Origin of the sequence: Streptomyces sp. HD, from assembly GCF_028369295.1 — a bacterium.
In the GTDB taxonomy this organism is placed as follows: Bacteria; Actinomycetota; Actinomycetes; order Streptomycetales; family Streptomycetaceae; genus Streptomyces.
Genome location: NZ_JAQMYP010000083.1, coordinates 1 through 15,846 on the forward strand (window position 1 = coordinate 1; position 15,846 = coordinate 15,846).

Here is a 15,846-nt window from a genome sequence, read left to right on the forward strand (position 1 = left end):
GGCGGGGTCGAAGGGGCGGAGCCCCTGGGGATGGGACGGGTAGGGGCGGCGGGGGCGAGGCAATGGTTGGCGGCCCCGCTGGCGCCGGGTGAGTCGACCAGGGGTGCCCGGTGCTACCTCGCGGTCGTCGTCACCCGCTCCGCCTCGATCCGCTTGGCCAGCGCCTCCTCGGTCAGGGAGTCGACGTGGCGGCACAGGACCACCGATCCGTCGGTGGCCAGCGCGGCGTACAGGCCGGCGTTGAGGCCCTCCCAGGTGTCGTAGGGGAGGGTCGAGAGAATGCGTGAGCCGGGGCCCGTCAGGCCCAGTGCCGTTGCCTCGGCGCGGGCGCGTTCGACGACCTCGGCGCCGCTGAACTCGCGGCCTGCCACGATCAGCGCGGGGTCCTCCGGAACGACCGGTGCGTAGGGGGCGAAGCGGTCGCCCTGGCTCGGTACTTCCACGGCGTAGTCGGCGAAGCCGGCGGGCGGCTGCGGGAAACGGCCCCCCAGTGGTCGTAGCGCCAACGCGACGCGTTCACCCCGGCACGCCCGCGCGGCCTCCAGGCTCTCCGGACCGCTGACGACCACGTCGGCCGCCGCCGGATCCCCGTCCACGTCCGCGACGGTGCCCACCGACGAACACGCCAGCAGCCAGACCGCCGTCTGCCAGTGCGCGGGCAGCAGCAGCGCGACCCGGTCGCCCGGCCCGGCCCCGAGGTCGCCCTGCAGCAGATTCGCGGTCTTGGCCACCCAATTGGCGAAGGTGGCCACGGACAATTCGACACGTTCCCCGGTGGCGTCGTCGTAGAAGGTCACCAGGGGGCGTCCGGGATCCGCGGCGAGCGCGGAACGCAGCAGGTCGGCAGGGGTGCGGTCGGTGGCGTTCACCCGCGCAAGGGTACGCGGGCCGCTGCCCGCGCACCCCCGGTTGGCGGCACCCCGCCGCCACCGGTTCGGGCGAATCGGGGACCGACGGCCCGTCAATTCCCCGATGGACAGGTTTGTATGACTTTGCCCACTATCAGGAACATGCGTGGATTCCTTGCTTCCTCGATCGGTGTCACGTGCGCGGCAGTCCTCGTCCTCCCGCTCACCCCACCCGCCGTCGCGGCGACCGCGACACCGGCGCGCGGCGCGGAAGCGGCCACGAGCGCCGAGGCGGCGGCCGGGCCGGCGGTGCGTCACGAGACCCCCGAGCCATCCCTTCCCGGCAGCACCCAGTCGCTGCCCCTGGCCCCACTCACCCATGACCGCGTCCAGGGCGCGCCCACCGAACAGGGCCTGCCCCGACGGGACGTACGGCACTTCTCCCTCGTCGGCGTCGTCTGGGACGACCCGCACACCGAACTGCACGGCCGCGTCCAGGTCCGCACCCGCGCGGTCGACTCCGGCTCCTGGTCCGGCTGGCAGGACGTCGAGACGCACAACGCCGAGCACGCGGCCGACCCCGGCACCGCCGAAGACACCTCGGGCCGGCTGCGCGGCTCCACGGCGCCCCTGTGGGTTGGGGAGTCGAACGGCGTGGAGGTGCGGGTCACGGCGGAGGGTGACGACCGCCGGTCCGAGGCACATGCACCGGCACCGGTACGGGGCGCTGCGGACCCGGCCCCGAAGTCGGACCCGACAGCGGGCACCGAGGGCACCTCGCCCCTGCCCGACGGCCTTCGCCTCGAACTCGTCGATCCCGGCGAGCCCGCACAGACACCGAGCGACCCCGGTGGCGCACCCCGCCCCGGCTCGCTGGGGGCCGAGACCGGCGAGACCGCCGAGGTCCTCGCCGCCTCCGCCCTCGACGCCGCGGCCTCCGCCAACGTCGAACTCGCGCCCCTCGGCGCCGCCGAGATCCCCGCGCTCACCCGCGCCGAGACCGAGCGGGAACTGGTGGACCTACGGGGCGGCGAGCTGACGCAGGAGCAGCGGGCGAGGCCGCACATCGGGCCGCGGCCGCGCATCGTCACGCGGCGCGGCTGGGGTGCGAACGAATGGGTGCGGGAGCGGAGGTTCGCCTACACGAAGAGGGTGAAGGCGGCCTTCGTGCATCACACGGCGACCGGCGCCAAGTACTGGTGTTCGCAGGCCCCCTCGCTCATTCGCGGTATCTACCGCTACCACGTCAAGAGCATGGGCTGGCGCGACCTCGGCTACAACTTCCTCGTCGACAAGTGCGGAAACATCTACGAGGGGCGTGCCGGGGGCGTGGCGAAGCCGGTCCTCGGAGCCCACACCCTCGGTTTCAACTCCAACAGCATGGGGATCGCCGTCATCGGCAGTTACGGCTCCAGCAAGCCGACCCGCGCCACGCTGCGGGCCATCGCCCGGCTCACGGCCTGGAAGCTGGGCCTCTCCGGCGTCAACCCGCGTGGCAAGACCTATCTGAGGTCGGGCGGCGGCTTCGGGAACCTCCACCGAAAGGGAAAGAACGTACGACTGAATGTGATCTCCGGCCATCGGGACAGCTACTCCACGGAGTGCCCGGGCTGGCAGCTCTACCGCAAGCTCGGCACGGCCCGCTCGGCGGCGGCTCGTTACCAGGGGCGCTGAGGGGGCGGGGAAGCTGAGGGGGGCGGGGAAGCGAGGTTCGCGCGGTTCACGGACTTCATGGACTTCGCGGATGTCATGGACTTCGCGGGCGTCATGGACTTCGTGAAGTTCACCGGGGTGTAGGGCATTGCGGGCATGCCGGGCCATGCGGCAAGGCATGCTGGGGGCGATGAGGGGCCGATGGGGGGGGCTGTGTGGGGGGAATGCGGGGGGAGTATGGGTGGAACGTGGGGATTTGAGCGGGATCGCATTCACCGCCGTCGGGGGACGAGCGGCGGGAGCAACGCCGCACTGCCGTCGAGGGCGCCGCACAACGGTCTGCATACACTGGCCGGCCGAAAGACAGTTCGGCCGGTCCCGGCAGGAAGCAGAGACGACAGGTGACAGAAGCGATCCTCCTGGTCGGCGGCAAGGGCACTCGGCTGCGCCCGCTCACCGTGCACACGCCGAAGCCCATGGTCCCGGCGGCAGGGGTCCCGTTCCTCACGCACCAGTTGGCCAGAGCGAGAGCGGCGGGCGTCGAGCACATCGTCCTGGCGACGTCGTATCTGGCCGAGGTGTTCGAGCCGTACTTCGGCGACGGCTCGGCGCTGGGCCTCCACCTGGAGTACGTCACGGAGGAGGAGCCGCTCGGCACCGGCGGCGCGATCCGCAACGTGGCGTCGCGTCTGCACTCCGCGCCCGACGACCCGGTACTGATCTTCAACGGGGACATCCTGACGGGGCTGGACATCGGGGCGCTGGTCCGCACGCACGAGACGACGGGCGCGGACGTCTCCCTGCACCTCACCAAGGTGACGGACCCGAGGGCCTACGGTCTGGTCCCCACGGATGACACGGGCCGCGTGACGGCGTTCCTGGAGAAGCCGCAGACGCCCGAGGAGATCGTCACCGACCAGATCAACGCGGGGGCGTACGTCTTCCGCCGCTCGGTCATCGACACGATCCCGGCGGGGCGGCCGGTGTCGGTGGAACGCGAAACGTTCCCGAACCTCCTGTCCGCCGGAGCCCACCTCCAGGGCATGGTCGACTCGACGTACTGGCTGGACCTCGGCACCCCCGCGGCGTTCGTCCGCGGCTCGGCGGACCTCGTCCTGGGCCGCGCCCCGTCCCCCGCGGTCCCGGGCCGCTGCGGCGACCGCCTGGTCCTCCCCACGGCCACGGTGGCCCCCGACGCCAAGCTGACCGGCGGCACGGTCGTGGGCGAGGGCGCCTTCGTGGCCGAGGGCGCGCGCGTCTTCGGCAGCACGATCCTCCCGGGCGCCGTCATCGAGCCCGGCGCCGTCATCACCGACTCCCTCATCGGCACCCGGGCCCGCGTCGGCCAACGGTCCGTCCTGACGGGGACGGTCATCGGCGACGGGGCGGTGATCGGCGCCGACAACGAGCTGAGGGAGGGCGTCCGGGTGTGGTGCGATGCGCGGATCCCGGCGGGGGCGGTGCGGTTTTCGTCGGATGTGTAGGCACCGGATGTGTAGGCATCGGATGTCCAGGCAGGCGGAGGGCGGCGGCGAGGCGCGGGTGTGAGTGCCGAGGGCTGTTCTGGCACCGGGCTGTTCTGGCACGCCGGCCGGCTTCTGTGCCCTCAGCCCGTCCGGTTCTTTCCTTTCGGCTCTTTCAGCTCTTTCAGCCCGTCCGGTCGTTTTCTTTCAGCCCGTCCGGCGTTTGAGGACAAGGCCCTTCAGGGGCCGGAGCGTGGGTCTGGGGGCGGCAGCCCCCAGAAGGCACCGGGGTCGAAGGGGCAGAGCCCCTGGAGGACGGGACGGGACGGGTAGGGGCGGCGGGGGCGAAACTCGCCCACAGCAACCGCGACGCACCCCGCCCGTCACAACCGCCCGATATCCCCCCGAGGCATCCGCGGCGCCCGCCGCCCCGGCACCCGCCCACTCAGCAGAATCAACCGAGCCGCCCGATGCCGCTGCCCCGCATACGGCTCCAGCAACTCCAGCATCACGGAGTCGTCCGCACTCCGATCCCCGGCCAGCGCAAACCCCACGATCCCCGGCAGATGCAGATCCCCCACGGTCACCGCATCCGGCGCCCCATGACTACGCTGCACAACCTCCGCCGACGTCCAAGGCCCGACCCCCGGCACAACCTCCAACCGCCCCTGCGCCTCAGCCGGAGGCATCCGCACGGCCTCCTCCAACCGCGCAGCAACCCGTACGGCCCGCAGAATCGTGGACGCCCGCTTGTTGTCGACCCCGGCCCGATGCCACTCCCAGGACGGAATCAGCGCCCAGGTCCGCGCATCCGGCATCACACACATCCGTCCGGGCGCGGGCCCCGGCGCCGGCTCACCGTACTTCCGTACCAGCAACCGCCACGCCCGATACGCCTCATCGGTCGTGACCTTCTGCTCCAGGATCGACGGAATCAGCGACTCCATCACCAGCCCGGTCCGCGTCAGCCTGAGCCCCGGCCGCCGATGCCGAGCCATCGCCACCACCCGGTGGCGCGGCACGAAGGCGGACGGATCGTCGGCGGCCCCGAGCAGCTCCGGCAACTGCTCCAGCAGCCACTCGGCCCCCGGCCCCCAGGCCTCACCCCGCACCTCGGCACCTCGTGCGCCGACCCGCAGTGTCCCGGGCCCGGCCGGCGTACGGCAGGCTCGCCACACGGACCCGTCCGGCATCGCCCGGAAGGTCGGATCCCCCGGCCCACGCCGCAAAGGACCGAGCACCAGCCCGAGATCGAGCTGCCCGTCCGGCACGACCGTCCGCACCCTCCCCGGCACCGCAGCCTGCCGCGGCACCCCCGCAGTCACGGCGACATGCCCACCACGCACAGTCGTGCGAGTGGGCCGCGGAGCAAAACGTCCTGCCACGAGAACCCCGGGATGCGACTAGAAACCAACGAGACCTATGAGCCTAGGCGGTACCACAACATCCGACGGCGCATACCACCCCCCAAGGGGCGCGAGGAACTGCGCGACCAGTCCCAACAGCCCCGAAGCCGCCACTGAAACAGGCGCCCTCACGAGCCCTGGGCGTCCGCCCTGGCCAGGCCGCAGCCGCCGTTGATACAGCTGCTTTCACAAACCTCGGGCGCCTGCACTCGCCAAGCCCGAAGCCGCCACTGAGACAGGCGCCCTCACGAGCCCTGGGCGTCCGCCCTGGCCAGGCCGCAGCCGCCGTTGATACAGCTGCTTTCACAAACCTCGGGCGCCTGCACTCGCCAAGCCCGAAGCCGCCACTGAAACAGGCGCCCTCACGAACCCCAGACACCCACCATCCCCGCCAAGCCCGAAGCCGCCACTGAAACAGGCGCCCTCACGAGCCCTGGGCGTCCGCCCTGGCCAGGCCGCAGCCGCCGTTGATACAGCTGCTTTCACAAACCTCGGGCGCCTGCACTCGCCAAGCCCGAAGCCGCCACTGAGACAGGCGCCCTCACGAACCCCAGGCGCCCGGCCCCCCAAGCGGAGCGTCACCGCACCTCGACAAACGCCCCCGCGTCCCGCTCCGGCCGAGCCCGAGGCTCCTCCGCGGCATGGCCGACCGCCACCGCCCCCATCGGATCCCACTCCTCCGGCAGCCCGAGCACCTCGCGCACGACATCCCGGCAGAACATCGTCGACGACACCCACGCCGAGCCCAGCCGCTCCCCGGCAAGCGCGACCAGGAAGTTCTGCACCCCGGCGCCGGTGGCGACGACGAACATCTCCCGCTCGGCGCCGTCCCGCCGCGCGTCGCCGTAGGTGTGCGAGCCGTCCATGACCAGGCAGGGCACGACCAGATACGGCGCGTTGCGCAGCACGTCCCCGCGGCGCACCCGCTTGGCGATGGACTCCTCGCTCTTGCCGTCCCGTCGTAGATCGGCGATCCACGCGTCACGCATCGCGTCGAGCAGCCGGGTCCGCGACTGAGCCGACTCCAGCAGCACGAACCGCCACGGCGTCGTGTGATGCGGAGCCGGCGCGGTGACGGCCGCGGCGACCGCTCTTCGTACGGCCCCTGGGTCGACGGGCTCGTCCGTGAAGGCCCGTACCGTACGGCGCTGGGTCACCGCCTCTCGTACCGCCTCCGACGTGCCCAGCCGGAACATGTCGTCCCGCGCGCCGCGCACCAGGGCCCGCGCCCCTTCCCCGTGGTCCTCGGCCACCGTGTGCGCCAGCCCGCGCACCACGGCGACGGGCAGCCCGGCGGCCTTGCCCTTGACCAGGTCACCGGCGCCGGCGAGTTCGTCCGCCGTCGCCACGACGGTCGCGCCGAGCGGATTGCCGTACGCGTCCGTGCCTCCGCGCAGATCATCGAGCACGTGGATGCCGGCGGCGCCGATCGCCACGTCCGTGAGCCCTGAGCGCCAGGGCCGCCCGAAGGTGTCGGTGACGACGACCCCGACGTTCACCCCCAGGGCGTCCCGCACACCGTCCCGGATCGCCCGTGCGGACGCGTCGGGGTCCTCGGGCAGCAACAGCACGGTTCCGGCGGGAGTGTTGGAGGCGTCGACCCCGGCCGCGGCCATCACGAGGCCCTGCCGGTTCTCGACGATGCGCAGGGGGCCGCGGCGCGCCACGACCCGTACCGTCTCCGCGTCGATCGCGGCCTCGCGGTCGGTCGCCTCGATGATGCGTCCCTCCGCCTTGGACACGATCTTGGAGGTGACCAGGAGTACGTCCCCGTCGGCGAGGCCGGGTTCGGCGGCGGCGATCAGTTTCGCCAGGTCGTCGCCCTGCTGGACCTCGGGAATCCCGGAGACGGCCCAGACCCGGTAGCCGTCGGCAGACACCTCGCTCAAGCCGTCCGCACCTCCTCCGCCAGTGCCAGCGCCTCGCGGGCCATCTGCGCGGTCGCGTCGAGGTCGGTCATCATCAGCGGTACGGCCCGGCAGCGGATCCCGGCCGCCTCGACCCGCTCCACGGAACCCGTGTCCACGGTGTCCACGAGCCAGCCGTCGAGCAGCCCCGAGCCGTAGTGCTCGGCGACCGCCGCGGCCGTCGACTCCACGCCGACCGCCGCGAGCACCTTGTCCGCCATCCCGCGCACGGGCGCGTCCCCGACGATGGGGGAGAGGCCCACCACGGGCACGCCCGCCTCGGCGATCGCCTCGCGGATGCCGGGCACGGCGAGGATCGTGCCGACCGAGACGACCGGGTTGGACGGCGGGAAGAGGATGACGTCAGCCTCGGCGATCGCCTCCAGGACGCCCGGCGCCGGCTTGGACTGCTCCGCGCCGACCGGCACGATCGCCTCGGCCGGCACCTGGGCCCGCAGCCGTACCCAGTACTCCTGGAAGTGGACGGCCCTGCGCTCGCCGTCGACCTCGACCGCGACATGCGTCTCCACGCGGTCGTCGGTCATGGGGATGAGACGGACGCCCGGCTTCCAGCGGTCGCAGAGAGCCTCCGTCACCGCGCTGAGCGGATAGCCGGCGCCGATCATCTGCGTCCGCACGATGTGCGTGGCGAAATCGCGGTCGCCCAGCCCGAACCACTCCGGGCCGACGCCGTACGCCGCGAGCTCCTCCTTGAGGTGGAAGGTCTCGTCGGCCCGGCCCCAGCCCTGCTCCTCGTTGATGCCGCCGCCCAGCGTGTACATCACCGTGTCGAGGTCCGGGCAGACCTTCAGGCCGAAGAGATGGATGTCGTCCCCGGTGTTGCCGATGACCGTGATGTCCGCGTCAGGCGCGGTCCGCTTCAGACCACGCAGGAACCGGGCACCACCGATGCCGCCTGCCAGAACCACAATGCGCATGGGAGCAGTCTTGCAGGCGGGTACGACAACGCGTCAGGCAGTCACCGGACGCTGCTGTGTACGCGCCTCGCAGGCCGAGGCCGTGTGCATCGGCATCTCGGTCAGGCCCGGGTAGTACACGTGCAGGCTGACCGCGGGCTCCAGCGCGTCGTTCGCCACCTCGTGCACGTAGCCCGGCGCGAACACCCGCTGCGCGCCCGCCGCCAACGCGCGCGTGCCGCGTTCCGTGCGCTCGGTCAGCGTGCCGTCCAGGACGGTCAGCACGCCGGAGGAACGGCCGTGGTCGTGCAGTCCGCTGCCCTGTCCCGGGACCCAGGACAGCAGCCACACCTCGTAGCCGGGGCCGGTGCGCAGCCGGTGGTACCAGCGCGTGGTGGCGTCGTACCGGACGAGGTGTTCCCACTGGGAGCGGTCGGCCGCGATGGAGCGGGCCAGGCCGACGAAGTCGGCGACGGTGGCCGGGTGCTCGCGCGGGGTCTGGAGGAGGTGCGGGACTTCGAGGATGTCGCCGGCGATCTGAAGGTCGCTGTCGCTGTTCATGGGTTGCGGTGGTTCCTCAGTGAAAGAAGGTCAGAGGGAACGGCAGCCGAGGGACGGATGACTCGGCCTGCAGCTGGAGCGGGTGTGGCTCAACAGCTGGGACAGCAACAGCAACAGCTACAGCGAGCGCGGGCAGCACCGTGGGACCCGGCGGTGCGGGTCGAGGTGAGTGCCAAGTTCGCGAGCATGCCCATAAGGACATCGGTTCATGCCTTCACTGTCAACTCGACGCCCGGTGATGTGGCACAGGTTTCACCTCATCCGGTTCATCTTGGTGGCGAAAGGTTTGTTCTTGGGGCAGCCGGGACACATGGCGCACAACCGGGCGCACGGCGTCGTTGTGATCCTGTGATCCGACTGTGATCCGGTTCGCTTCCGCGCGCGTGTGCAACGAGATCGAACTTCTGGGCGTCCTTTTCCGTACAGGCTCTGCGGAGGGCTGGAGGTCCTCCTGGGTCTCGCCTGCTTGTCAAGGTTTATGACGATTTGAACACTTTCCGCTAGGCCTTGGTTCCGCAGAGTGAATAAGGGGCTCAATAGCAGATCTCGGCTTGACTCGCCCGGAGCAGCACACTTGTAATTTCACTCGTGTCGTTCAGCCGTAATCGGTAACGGCAACATCACGGGGACGCGAAAGACAGACGAGGGGCGCACATGACCGAGCTGGTGCAGCAACTGCTGGTCGACGACGCGGACGAGGAACTCGGCTGGCAGGAGCGCGCGCTGTGCGCCCAGACCGACCCCGAGTCCTTCTTCCCCGAGAAGGGCGGCTCCACCCGCGAGGCCAAGAAGGTCTGCCTCGCCTGTGAGGTCCGCTCCGAGTGCCTCGAATACGCCCTCGCCAACGACGAGCGCTTCGGAATCTGGGGCGGCCTGTCCGAGCGCGAACGACGCAGGCTGAAGAAGGCCGCTGTCTGAAGCAAGCCGCTGTCCGGCGAAACGGCTCACAACCGCACGCACATACGTCACGCACGGCCCGTCGCAGGTGGGTTATCCACAGGCGGCGGGCCGCCGTCATGCCCAGCCGATAGTGTGGTCGCTCGTCCGAGAGGCACCGCTGCCCCCTTGGGGCACAGGCGTCCACCGCAGTCCATCGAACCGGGGCCCGTACCTCGATGTCCGTGCACAGCCACCCGGCAGCCCATCACGACCCCGCTGCCGCACCTGAGTTTCCGCGTCATGTGGTGACCGCGGTGCTCGTCTCCCATGACGGCGCCCGCTGGCTGCCCGACGCGCTCGCCGGGCTGCTCGGTCAGGAGCGCCCCGTCCAGTTCGCCGTGGGCGCCGACACCGGCAGTGCGGACCAGTCCGCCCAGCTGGTCACCGACGCCCTCGGCGCCGACCGCGTACTGCACCTCGCCCGGCGCACCGGATTCGGCCAGGCCGTCGAGGAGGCCAACCGCACCGCGCCCGTCCTCACCCCGGACGAGCTGACGTATCTGAAGCGGCCGAGCGGCTGGGACCCCGTCACGCGCACATGGCGCGACGACGCCTACGACATGCCCGAACTCCCGCACGGGGAGCCGGTGCAGTGGCTGTGGCTCCTGCACGACGACTGCGCTCCCGAACCCGACGCCCTGGCCCAGCTGCTGCGCGTCGTGGAGAACGAACGCGAGCTGGACCGCGAAGACGTCGCAGTCGTCGGCCCCAAGCTGCGCGGCTGGTACGACCGCCGGCAGCTCCTGGAGGTCGGCGTCACCATCGCCAACTCCGGCCGCCGCTGGACCGGCCTGGACCGCCGCGAACAGGACCAGGGCCAGCACGACCACGTCCGGTCCGTGCTGTCCGTGTCCACCGCCGGCATGCTGATCCGACGCGACGTCTTCGAACAACTCGGCGGCTTCGACCGGCGACTGCCCCTGATGCGCGACGACGTCGACCTGTGCTGGCGCGCCACCGCCGCCGGCCACCGCGTCCTCGTCGCCCCCGAGGCGGTCGTACGACACGCCGAGGCGGCCTCCCGCGAGCGCCGCACCGTCGACTGCGTCGGCCGCACCGCCGCCTCCCCGCACAAGGTCGACAAGGCCGGTGCCGTCTACACCCTGCTGGTCAACACGCGTACGGCCGTCCTGCCCTGGGTCCTGCTGCGCATCGTGCTCGGCACGGTCCTGCGGACCCTGGCCTACCTCGTGGGCAAGGTACCCGGGCAGGCCCTCGACGAGATCCGCGGCTTCGTGGGCACAATGCTGCGCCCCGAGCGGATCATCGCCGGGCGGCGCAGGCGCGGGAATCCCGTCATCGACAAGGGCGAGCTGCGGGCGCTGTTCCCGCCGCCCGGCGCGACCGTGCGGGCCACCGTCGAACAGGTCGCGAGCAATGTCGTCGGCCGCTCCGACCCCGAGGTGGCCGCCGGAGCGGGACGGCACGGCAGCGCGATCGAGTCCGGGCCCGGCGGCGACGACGCGGACTTCCTGGAGATCGAGCAGTTCGCCCGCATCAAGCGCATCGCCCGCAAGCCCGGCCCCGTGCTCTTCCTGGCGCTCCTGCTCGTCTCGCTGATCGCCTGCCGTGAACTCCTCGGCGGCGGCGCCCTCGCGGGCGGCGCGTTGCTGCCCGCCCCGGCCGACTCCGCTGAGCTGTGGTCCCGTTACCTGGACGCCTGGCACCCGGTGGGCGCCGGCGGCACACCGTCCGCACCGCCGTACCTCGCGATCGTGGCGATGCTCGCCTCGCTGCTGCTGGGCTCGACCGGGCTGGCCGTGACGATCCTGCTGGTCTGCTCGGTGCCGCTGGCCGGGTTCACCGCCTACTTCGCGTCCCGACCGCTCGTCGAGTCCCGCCTCCTGCGCGCGTGGGCGGCCGTCGCCTACGCCTTCCTGCCCGCCGCCACCGGCGCCCTCGCCGGCGGCCGCATCGGCACCGCCGTCCTCGCCGTCCTGCTGCCGCTCATCGCCCGCGCGGGCGTCGCGGCGAGCGGCCTGACGAACGACTCCGGCGCACGCGGCAGTTGGCGCGCCACCTGGGCGTATGCGCTGCTGCTGACCATCACCACGGCCTTCACTCCGATCGTGTGGCCGATCGCGCTGGTCCTCGGACTCGGCCTGCTGGCGGTGCGGCGCACCGACATCACCGCGTACGGCCTGCGCTTCCTGGCCCAGTTCGGCGTGCCCCTGCTGGTCCTCGCGCCCTGGTCGCTGTCGCTGTTCCCGTTCGGCTTCTTCCAGGAGGCCGGTCTGGAGTACGGCGCCTCGGCCGCGTCCGCCCTGGACCTGCTCGGCGCCGGACCAGGCGGGCCCGGCACCGTCAGCGGGCTGATGCTCGTCGGCGTCGTACTGGCCGCGCTGGCCGCCCTGCTGCGCTCCGAGCGACACTTCGGCATCTGGACCGCCTGGGCGGTCGCCCTGGTCGGCCTCGTCTTCGCGGCCCTGTCCAACAGCTCCACCTGGGCCGGCCCAGCGACCCTCGTCTACGGCATCGCCCTCCTCGCCGCCGCGGTGCTCGGCGCCGACGGAGCACGCTCGCGCGTGGCCGAGCAGAGCTTCGGCTGGCGCCAGCCGGTCGCCGCGCTGATCGCCTTCGCCGCGGCCGCGGGCCCACTGCTCGTCGCCGCCGGCTGGATGATCCGCGGCGCCGACGGACCGCTGGAGCGGCGCGACCCCGTGCAGGTGCCCGCGTTCGTCGCCGAGGACAGCAACACCCGCGACCAGGCCCGCACCCTCGTCCTCGACAGCGAGTCCACCGCCCAGGTCGGCTACATGCTGGTCCGCGGCTCCGGCGCCCGCCTCGGCGACGCCGAACTCGCCACCGCCGACGGGGAGAACCCCAAGCTCGACAAGATCGTCGCCAACCTCGTGGCCGGCTCCGGCGCCGACCAGGTCGACCAGCTGGGCGCGTTCGCGGTGCGTTACGTCCTCGTCCACAAGGGCGCGCCCCGCGAGGTCGCGCGCGTGCTGGACGCCACGCCCGGCCTGATGCGGCTGAGCGAGCAGAACGGCAGTGCGCTGTGGCGGGTCGACCGGCAGGTGTCGCGGGCGGCCATCGTCGTCGGGGCCGAGTCCGGCTCCGGGGCGGAGTCGGGGGCCGAGGCCGGCGCGCCGCGGCCTGTCGCCGCCGGACCCGTCGACATCCACACCACCATTCCCGGCGGAGCCGACGGACGCGTCCTGCGCCTCGCCGACAGCGCCAATGACGGCTGGACGGCCACCCTGGACGGCAAGCCGCTCACCGCCACCACGGTCGACGGCTGGGCCCAGGGCTTCGAACTCCCCGCCACCGGCGGCAGGCTGGACGTCACCTACGACGACCCGGTCGGCCACACCGCCTGGCTGTGGACCCAGGGCTTCCTCGCCCTCGTCCTCGTAGTGATGGCCCTCCCGGGACGTCGCCGCGACATCGACGACGACCTGCCCGAGGAGGCACCCGTCCCCGCCGAGGCCATGGCGGGCGAGGGCCGACGGGCCCGTCGGCTGCGCGCCCAGGCTGAGGCCGAGGCCGAAGAGGCGGGTCAGGGCGGGGAGTTCCCGCCTCCTCCTTCGGAGGAGGCGCCCGGTGCCGCCATTCCGCAGCAGTCGTCCTACGGCGAGTGGGACACGCCCAGCTACGCCGGCGCCGAGTACGGCGGCTACGGCGGCGAGCAGCACCAGGGCGGCCAGCAGTACCCGGCGGGCGGCGCCTACGACCAGGCGTATCAGGCGGATCCCTACCAGGGCGGCCAGTACGACCCGTACGCGTACGGCGGGCAGTCCCAGGCGGGGGCGTACGACCAGTCGTACGACGCCTCGTACGACCAGACGCAGACGTACCAGCAGGGTTACGACGCCACGTACGACCCGGCGCAGCCGCCTCCGCACGACAGCGAGCGTTCCGACGGGAGCCAGCAGTGAACCGCACGACCCTGTCCCTGATCGCCGGTGCCTCGGCCCTCGCCGCCATAACCGGGGTCGCGGCGCTCACCATGCCGGGCGCGACCGGGACGAACCCCGCCAAGGCGGCCGCCGAGCTGCCCGTGGAGCGTACGAGCCTGGTGTGTCCGGCGCCGAGCACCTCGGACCTCGCCGAGACGACCTACACGTCGTTCACGCCCGTCACCAAGGGGACGGGGAACGACGGGAAGGCGGAACTGCGCTCCGGGGTGGGGGAATCGGGCGCCGCGGCTGACGCGAAGGGCAAGAAGGCCGGTGACGCGGGCAAGGCGGGTAAGGCCGTTCTGACCGCGAAGGAGCCGGGCAAGCCGGTCAGCGAGGACGCGACCGGGGGCGACTCTCCGCCGCTCATCGGAACCGCCGACGGGAAGTTCGCGCCCGGCTGGACCGTGCAGGAGACCACGGAGGTCGCGGCGGGTACGGGGCGTGGAGTGCAGGGCGTCAACTGCACCGCACCGGACACCGATTTCTGGTTCCCGGGTGCCAGCACGGCTGCCGACCGCACGGACTACGTGCATCTGACCAATCCCGACGACTCCGTCGCCGTCGTCGACATCGAGCTGTACGGCAAGGACGGGGCCCTGGAGACCACGGTGGGGGAGGGGATCAAGGTTCAGCCGCATTCCGATGAGCCGATTCTGCTGTCCACGCTCACCAGCGAGAAGCAGGACAACGTCACTGTGCACGTGAACGTGCGTGGTGGTCGGGTGGGGGCCTCGGTGCAGGCACTGGACGACAAGCTCGGCGGAGACTGGCTGGCCGCGTCCGCCGATCCTGCGGGGAGCCTCGTGCTGCCGGGCATCCCCAAGGACGCCACCGCTGTGCGGCTGGTCGCGTTCACACCAGGGGACGCCGATGCGGATCTTAAGGTGCGGCTCGCGTCGCCGTCCGGGGTGATCACGCCGGCCGGGAACGAGACGCTGCACGTCAAAGCCGGTATGACGAGCGCGGTGGATCTTGGTGACGTGATGCGGGGCGAGGCGGGGTCGTTGGTGCTGACGCCGACGGACGGGGCCGCCGCGCCGGTGGTCGCCGCGGTTCGGGTGGTGCGCGGGAAGGGCGCCAAGCAGGAGACGGCGTTCATCCCGGCGAGCCGGCCCGTCGGTGCGCGGGCGACGGCGGTGGACAACCGGGCGAAGGGGACGACGCTGTCCGTGACGGCGCCGTTCGGCGCCGCGAAGGTCAAGGTCACGGCGTCGGCCGGAAGCGAGGGCGGTACGGCGGCGTCCAAGACGTACACGATCAAGTCCGGGACGACACAGGACGTCGAGGTGCCGGTGCCCAGCGGGGTGAAGGGCACCTACGCGCTGACCGTCGAGTCGGTGTCGGGTGGACCGGCGTACGCGTCCCGGACGCTGGCGGTGGCATCTGAGGGCGTGCCCGGCTTCACGGTGCAGGCGCTGCCGGACGATCGGGGGATGGTGGCTGTGCCTGAGGCGGACGAGGACTTGTCGGTGCTGCAGAAGTAGGGCGGGTGTGACGCCTGCGGCGGCCCGTTGCCGTCCGGTGGGGGCGTGCGTAGCGCCTGCGGTTTGTGGGTGGGGCGGGGCCGTGCCGGGGGGTGTCCGTCCTCGGTCGGGCGGTTGCTCCGTCTCAAGAGGTGCTGTTTCCTGACGCCCGCCGCTGCGGGCGGACACCCCCCGGCACGGCCCCTTCCGCCGTAGGCGACTGCCGGCCCGTGGGGCTGTGCGTCGTCACCGGGGGACGGTCTGTGTCAGTCCTCGCCGTAGCGGGGGTCCACTGTCTCCGGGGTGAGTCCGAGGAGCTCGGCGACCTGTTCCACGACCACCTCGTGGACCAGGGCCGCGCGCTCGTCCCTGCCCTTCGTGCGGATCTCCACCGGGCGGCGATAGATGACCACGCGCGCGGGGCGGCCCTCGCGCGCGGGGATCGTGCCGCCCAGGGGGACCGCCTCGTCGTTCCAGGTCCGGCCGTCCAGGCGGGGTACTTCCAGGACCAGGAAATCGATGTCGGCGAGCTGGGGCCAGCGGCGTTCGAGGCGTTCCACGGAGTCCTGGACCAGGTCGGCGAAGGCATCGGCGCGGCTCGCGGCGAGCGGGACCTGGGGTGGTGCGATCGGGCCGCGCATGCCCCGTCCGTGGCGATCACGACGACGGGGCCCGGGGCCGACGGCACGGGGCGGTACAGGGGTGTCCATCACTGGTGAAGGGTAGTCCTCGTGGCGGGTGCGTGTCCGAGCGGTGGGGCCTGGGCCGGGTGGCGTCCGCT

General features: G+C 72.0%; 11 protein-coding genes. 5 read left to right on the top strand and 6 right to left on the bottom strand.

Annotated elements, in window-relative coordinates; translation table 11 throughout:
* Positions 1-113: 113 nt before the first annotated feature.
* Positions 114-869, bottom strand: coding sequence for a TIGR03089 family protein (locus POF73_RS43050; protein WP_272124874.1), 756 nt, complete (start codon positions 867-869; stop codon positions 114-116).
* Between the two features lie 141 nt (positions 870-1,010).
* On the opposite strand from POF73_RS43050, the gene POF73_RS43055 reads away from it, so the two are divergent.
* Positions 1,011-2,522: a peptidoglycan recognition protein family protein gene (locus POF73_RS43055; protein ID WP_272124875.1), complete on the top strand. Its 1,512-nt coding sequence runs from the start codon at positions 1,011-1,013 to the stop codon at positions 2,520-2,522.
* Positions 2,523-2,902: 380 nt separating this feature from the next.
* Entirely contained in the window at positions 2,903-3,985 is a 1,083-nt protein-coding gene (locus POF73_RS43060; protein WP_272124876.1) for a nucleotidyltransferase family protein, read from the top strand.
* Between the two features lie 362 nt (positions 3,986-4,347).
* Here the strand turns inward: POF73_RS43060 and POF73_RS43065 are convergent, their stop codons facing one another.
* The 4 genes from POF73_RS43065 to POF73_RS43080 form a co-directional block, all read right to left on the bottom strand.
* The gene (locus tag POF73_RS43065) at positions 4,348-5,349 is read right to left on the bottom strand and encodes a DNA-3-methyladenine glycosylase family protein (RefSeq protein WP_272124877.1); all 1,002 of its coding nucleotides are present in this window, start codon (positions 5,347-5,349) and stop codon (positions 4,348-4,350) included.
* Positions 5,350-5,948: 599 nt separating this feature from the next.
* Complete coding sequence (locus POF73_RS43070; protein ID WP_272124878.1) at positions 5,949-7,259, bottom strand: coenzyme F420-0:L-glutamate ligase; 1,311 nt, start codon at positions 7,257-7,259, stop codon at positions 5,949-5,951.
* On the bottom strand, positions 7,256-8,215 hold the full coding sequence (cofD, locus tag POF73_RS43075) for a 2-phospho-L-lactate transferase (RefSeq protein WP_272124879.1): 960 nt from the start codon (positions 8,213-8,215) through the stop codon (positions 7,256-7,258). Before cofD ends, POF73_RS43070 begins: the two co-directional genes overlap by 4 nt.
* 33 nt (positions 8,216-8,248) lie before the next feature.
* The gene (locus POF73_RS43080) at positions 8,249-8,755 is read right to left on the bottom strand and encodes a cysteine dioxygenase (RefSeq protein WP_272124880.1); all 507 of its coding nucleotides are present in this window, start codon (positions 8,753-8,755) and stop codon (positions 8,249-8,251) included.
* A 654-nt stretch (positions 8,756-9,409) separates the two neighbouring features.
* Here POF73_RS43080 and POF73_RS43085 point away from each other — a divergent pair.
* The 3 genes from POF73_RS43085 (at position 9,410) to POF73_RS43095 (ending at position 15,086) form a co-directional block, all read left to right on the top strand.
* Positions 9,410-9,673: a WhiB family transcriptional regulator gene (locus POF73_RS43085; protein ID WP_003975777.1), complete on the top strand. Its 264-nt coding sequence runs from the start codon at positions 9,410-9,412 to the stop codon at positions 9,671-9,673.
* Positions 9,674-9,870: 197 nt separating this feature from the next.
* On the top strand, positions 9,871-13,578 hold the full coding sequence (locus POF73_RS43090; protein WP_272124882.1) for a glycosyltransferase family 2 protein: 3,708 nt from the start codon (positions 9,871-9,873) through the stop codon (positions 13,576-13,578).
* Positions 13,575-15,086, top strand: coding sequence for a DUF5719 family protein (locus POF73_RS43095; protein WP_272124883.1), 1,512 nt, complete (start codon positions 13,575-13,577; stop codon positions 15,084-15,086). Before POF73_RS43090 ends, POF73_RS43095 begins: the two co-directional genes overlap by 4 nt.
* Before the next feature lie 245 nt (positions 15,087-15,331).
* On the opposite strand, the gene POF73_RS43100 is transcribed toward POF73_RS43095, so the two are convergent.
* The gene (locus POF73_RS43100; protein ID WP_272124894.1) at positions 15,332-15,775 is read right to left on the bottom strand and encodes a metallopeptidase family protein; all 444 of its coding nucleotides are present in this window, start codon (positions 15,773-15,775) and stop codon (positions 15,332-15,334) included.
* Between the last annotated feature and the right edge of the window lie 71 nt (positions 15,776-15,846).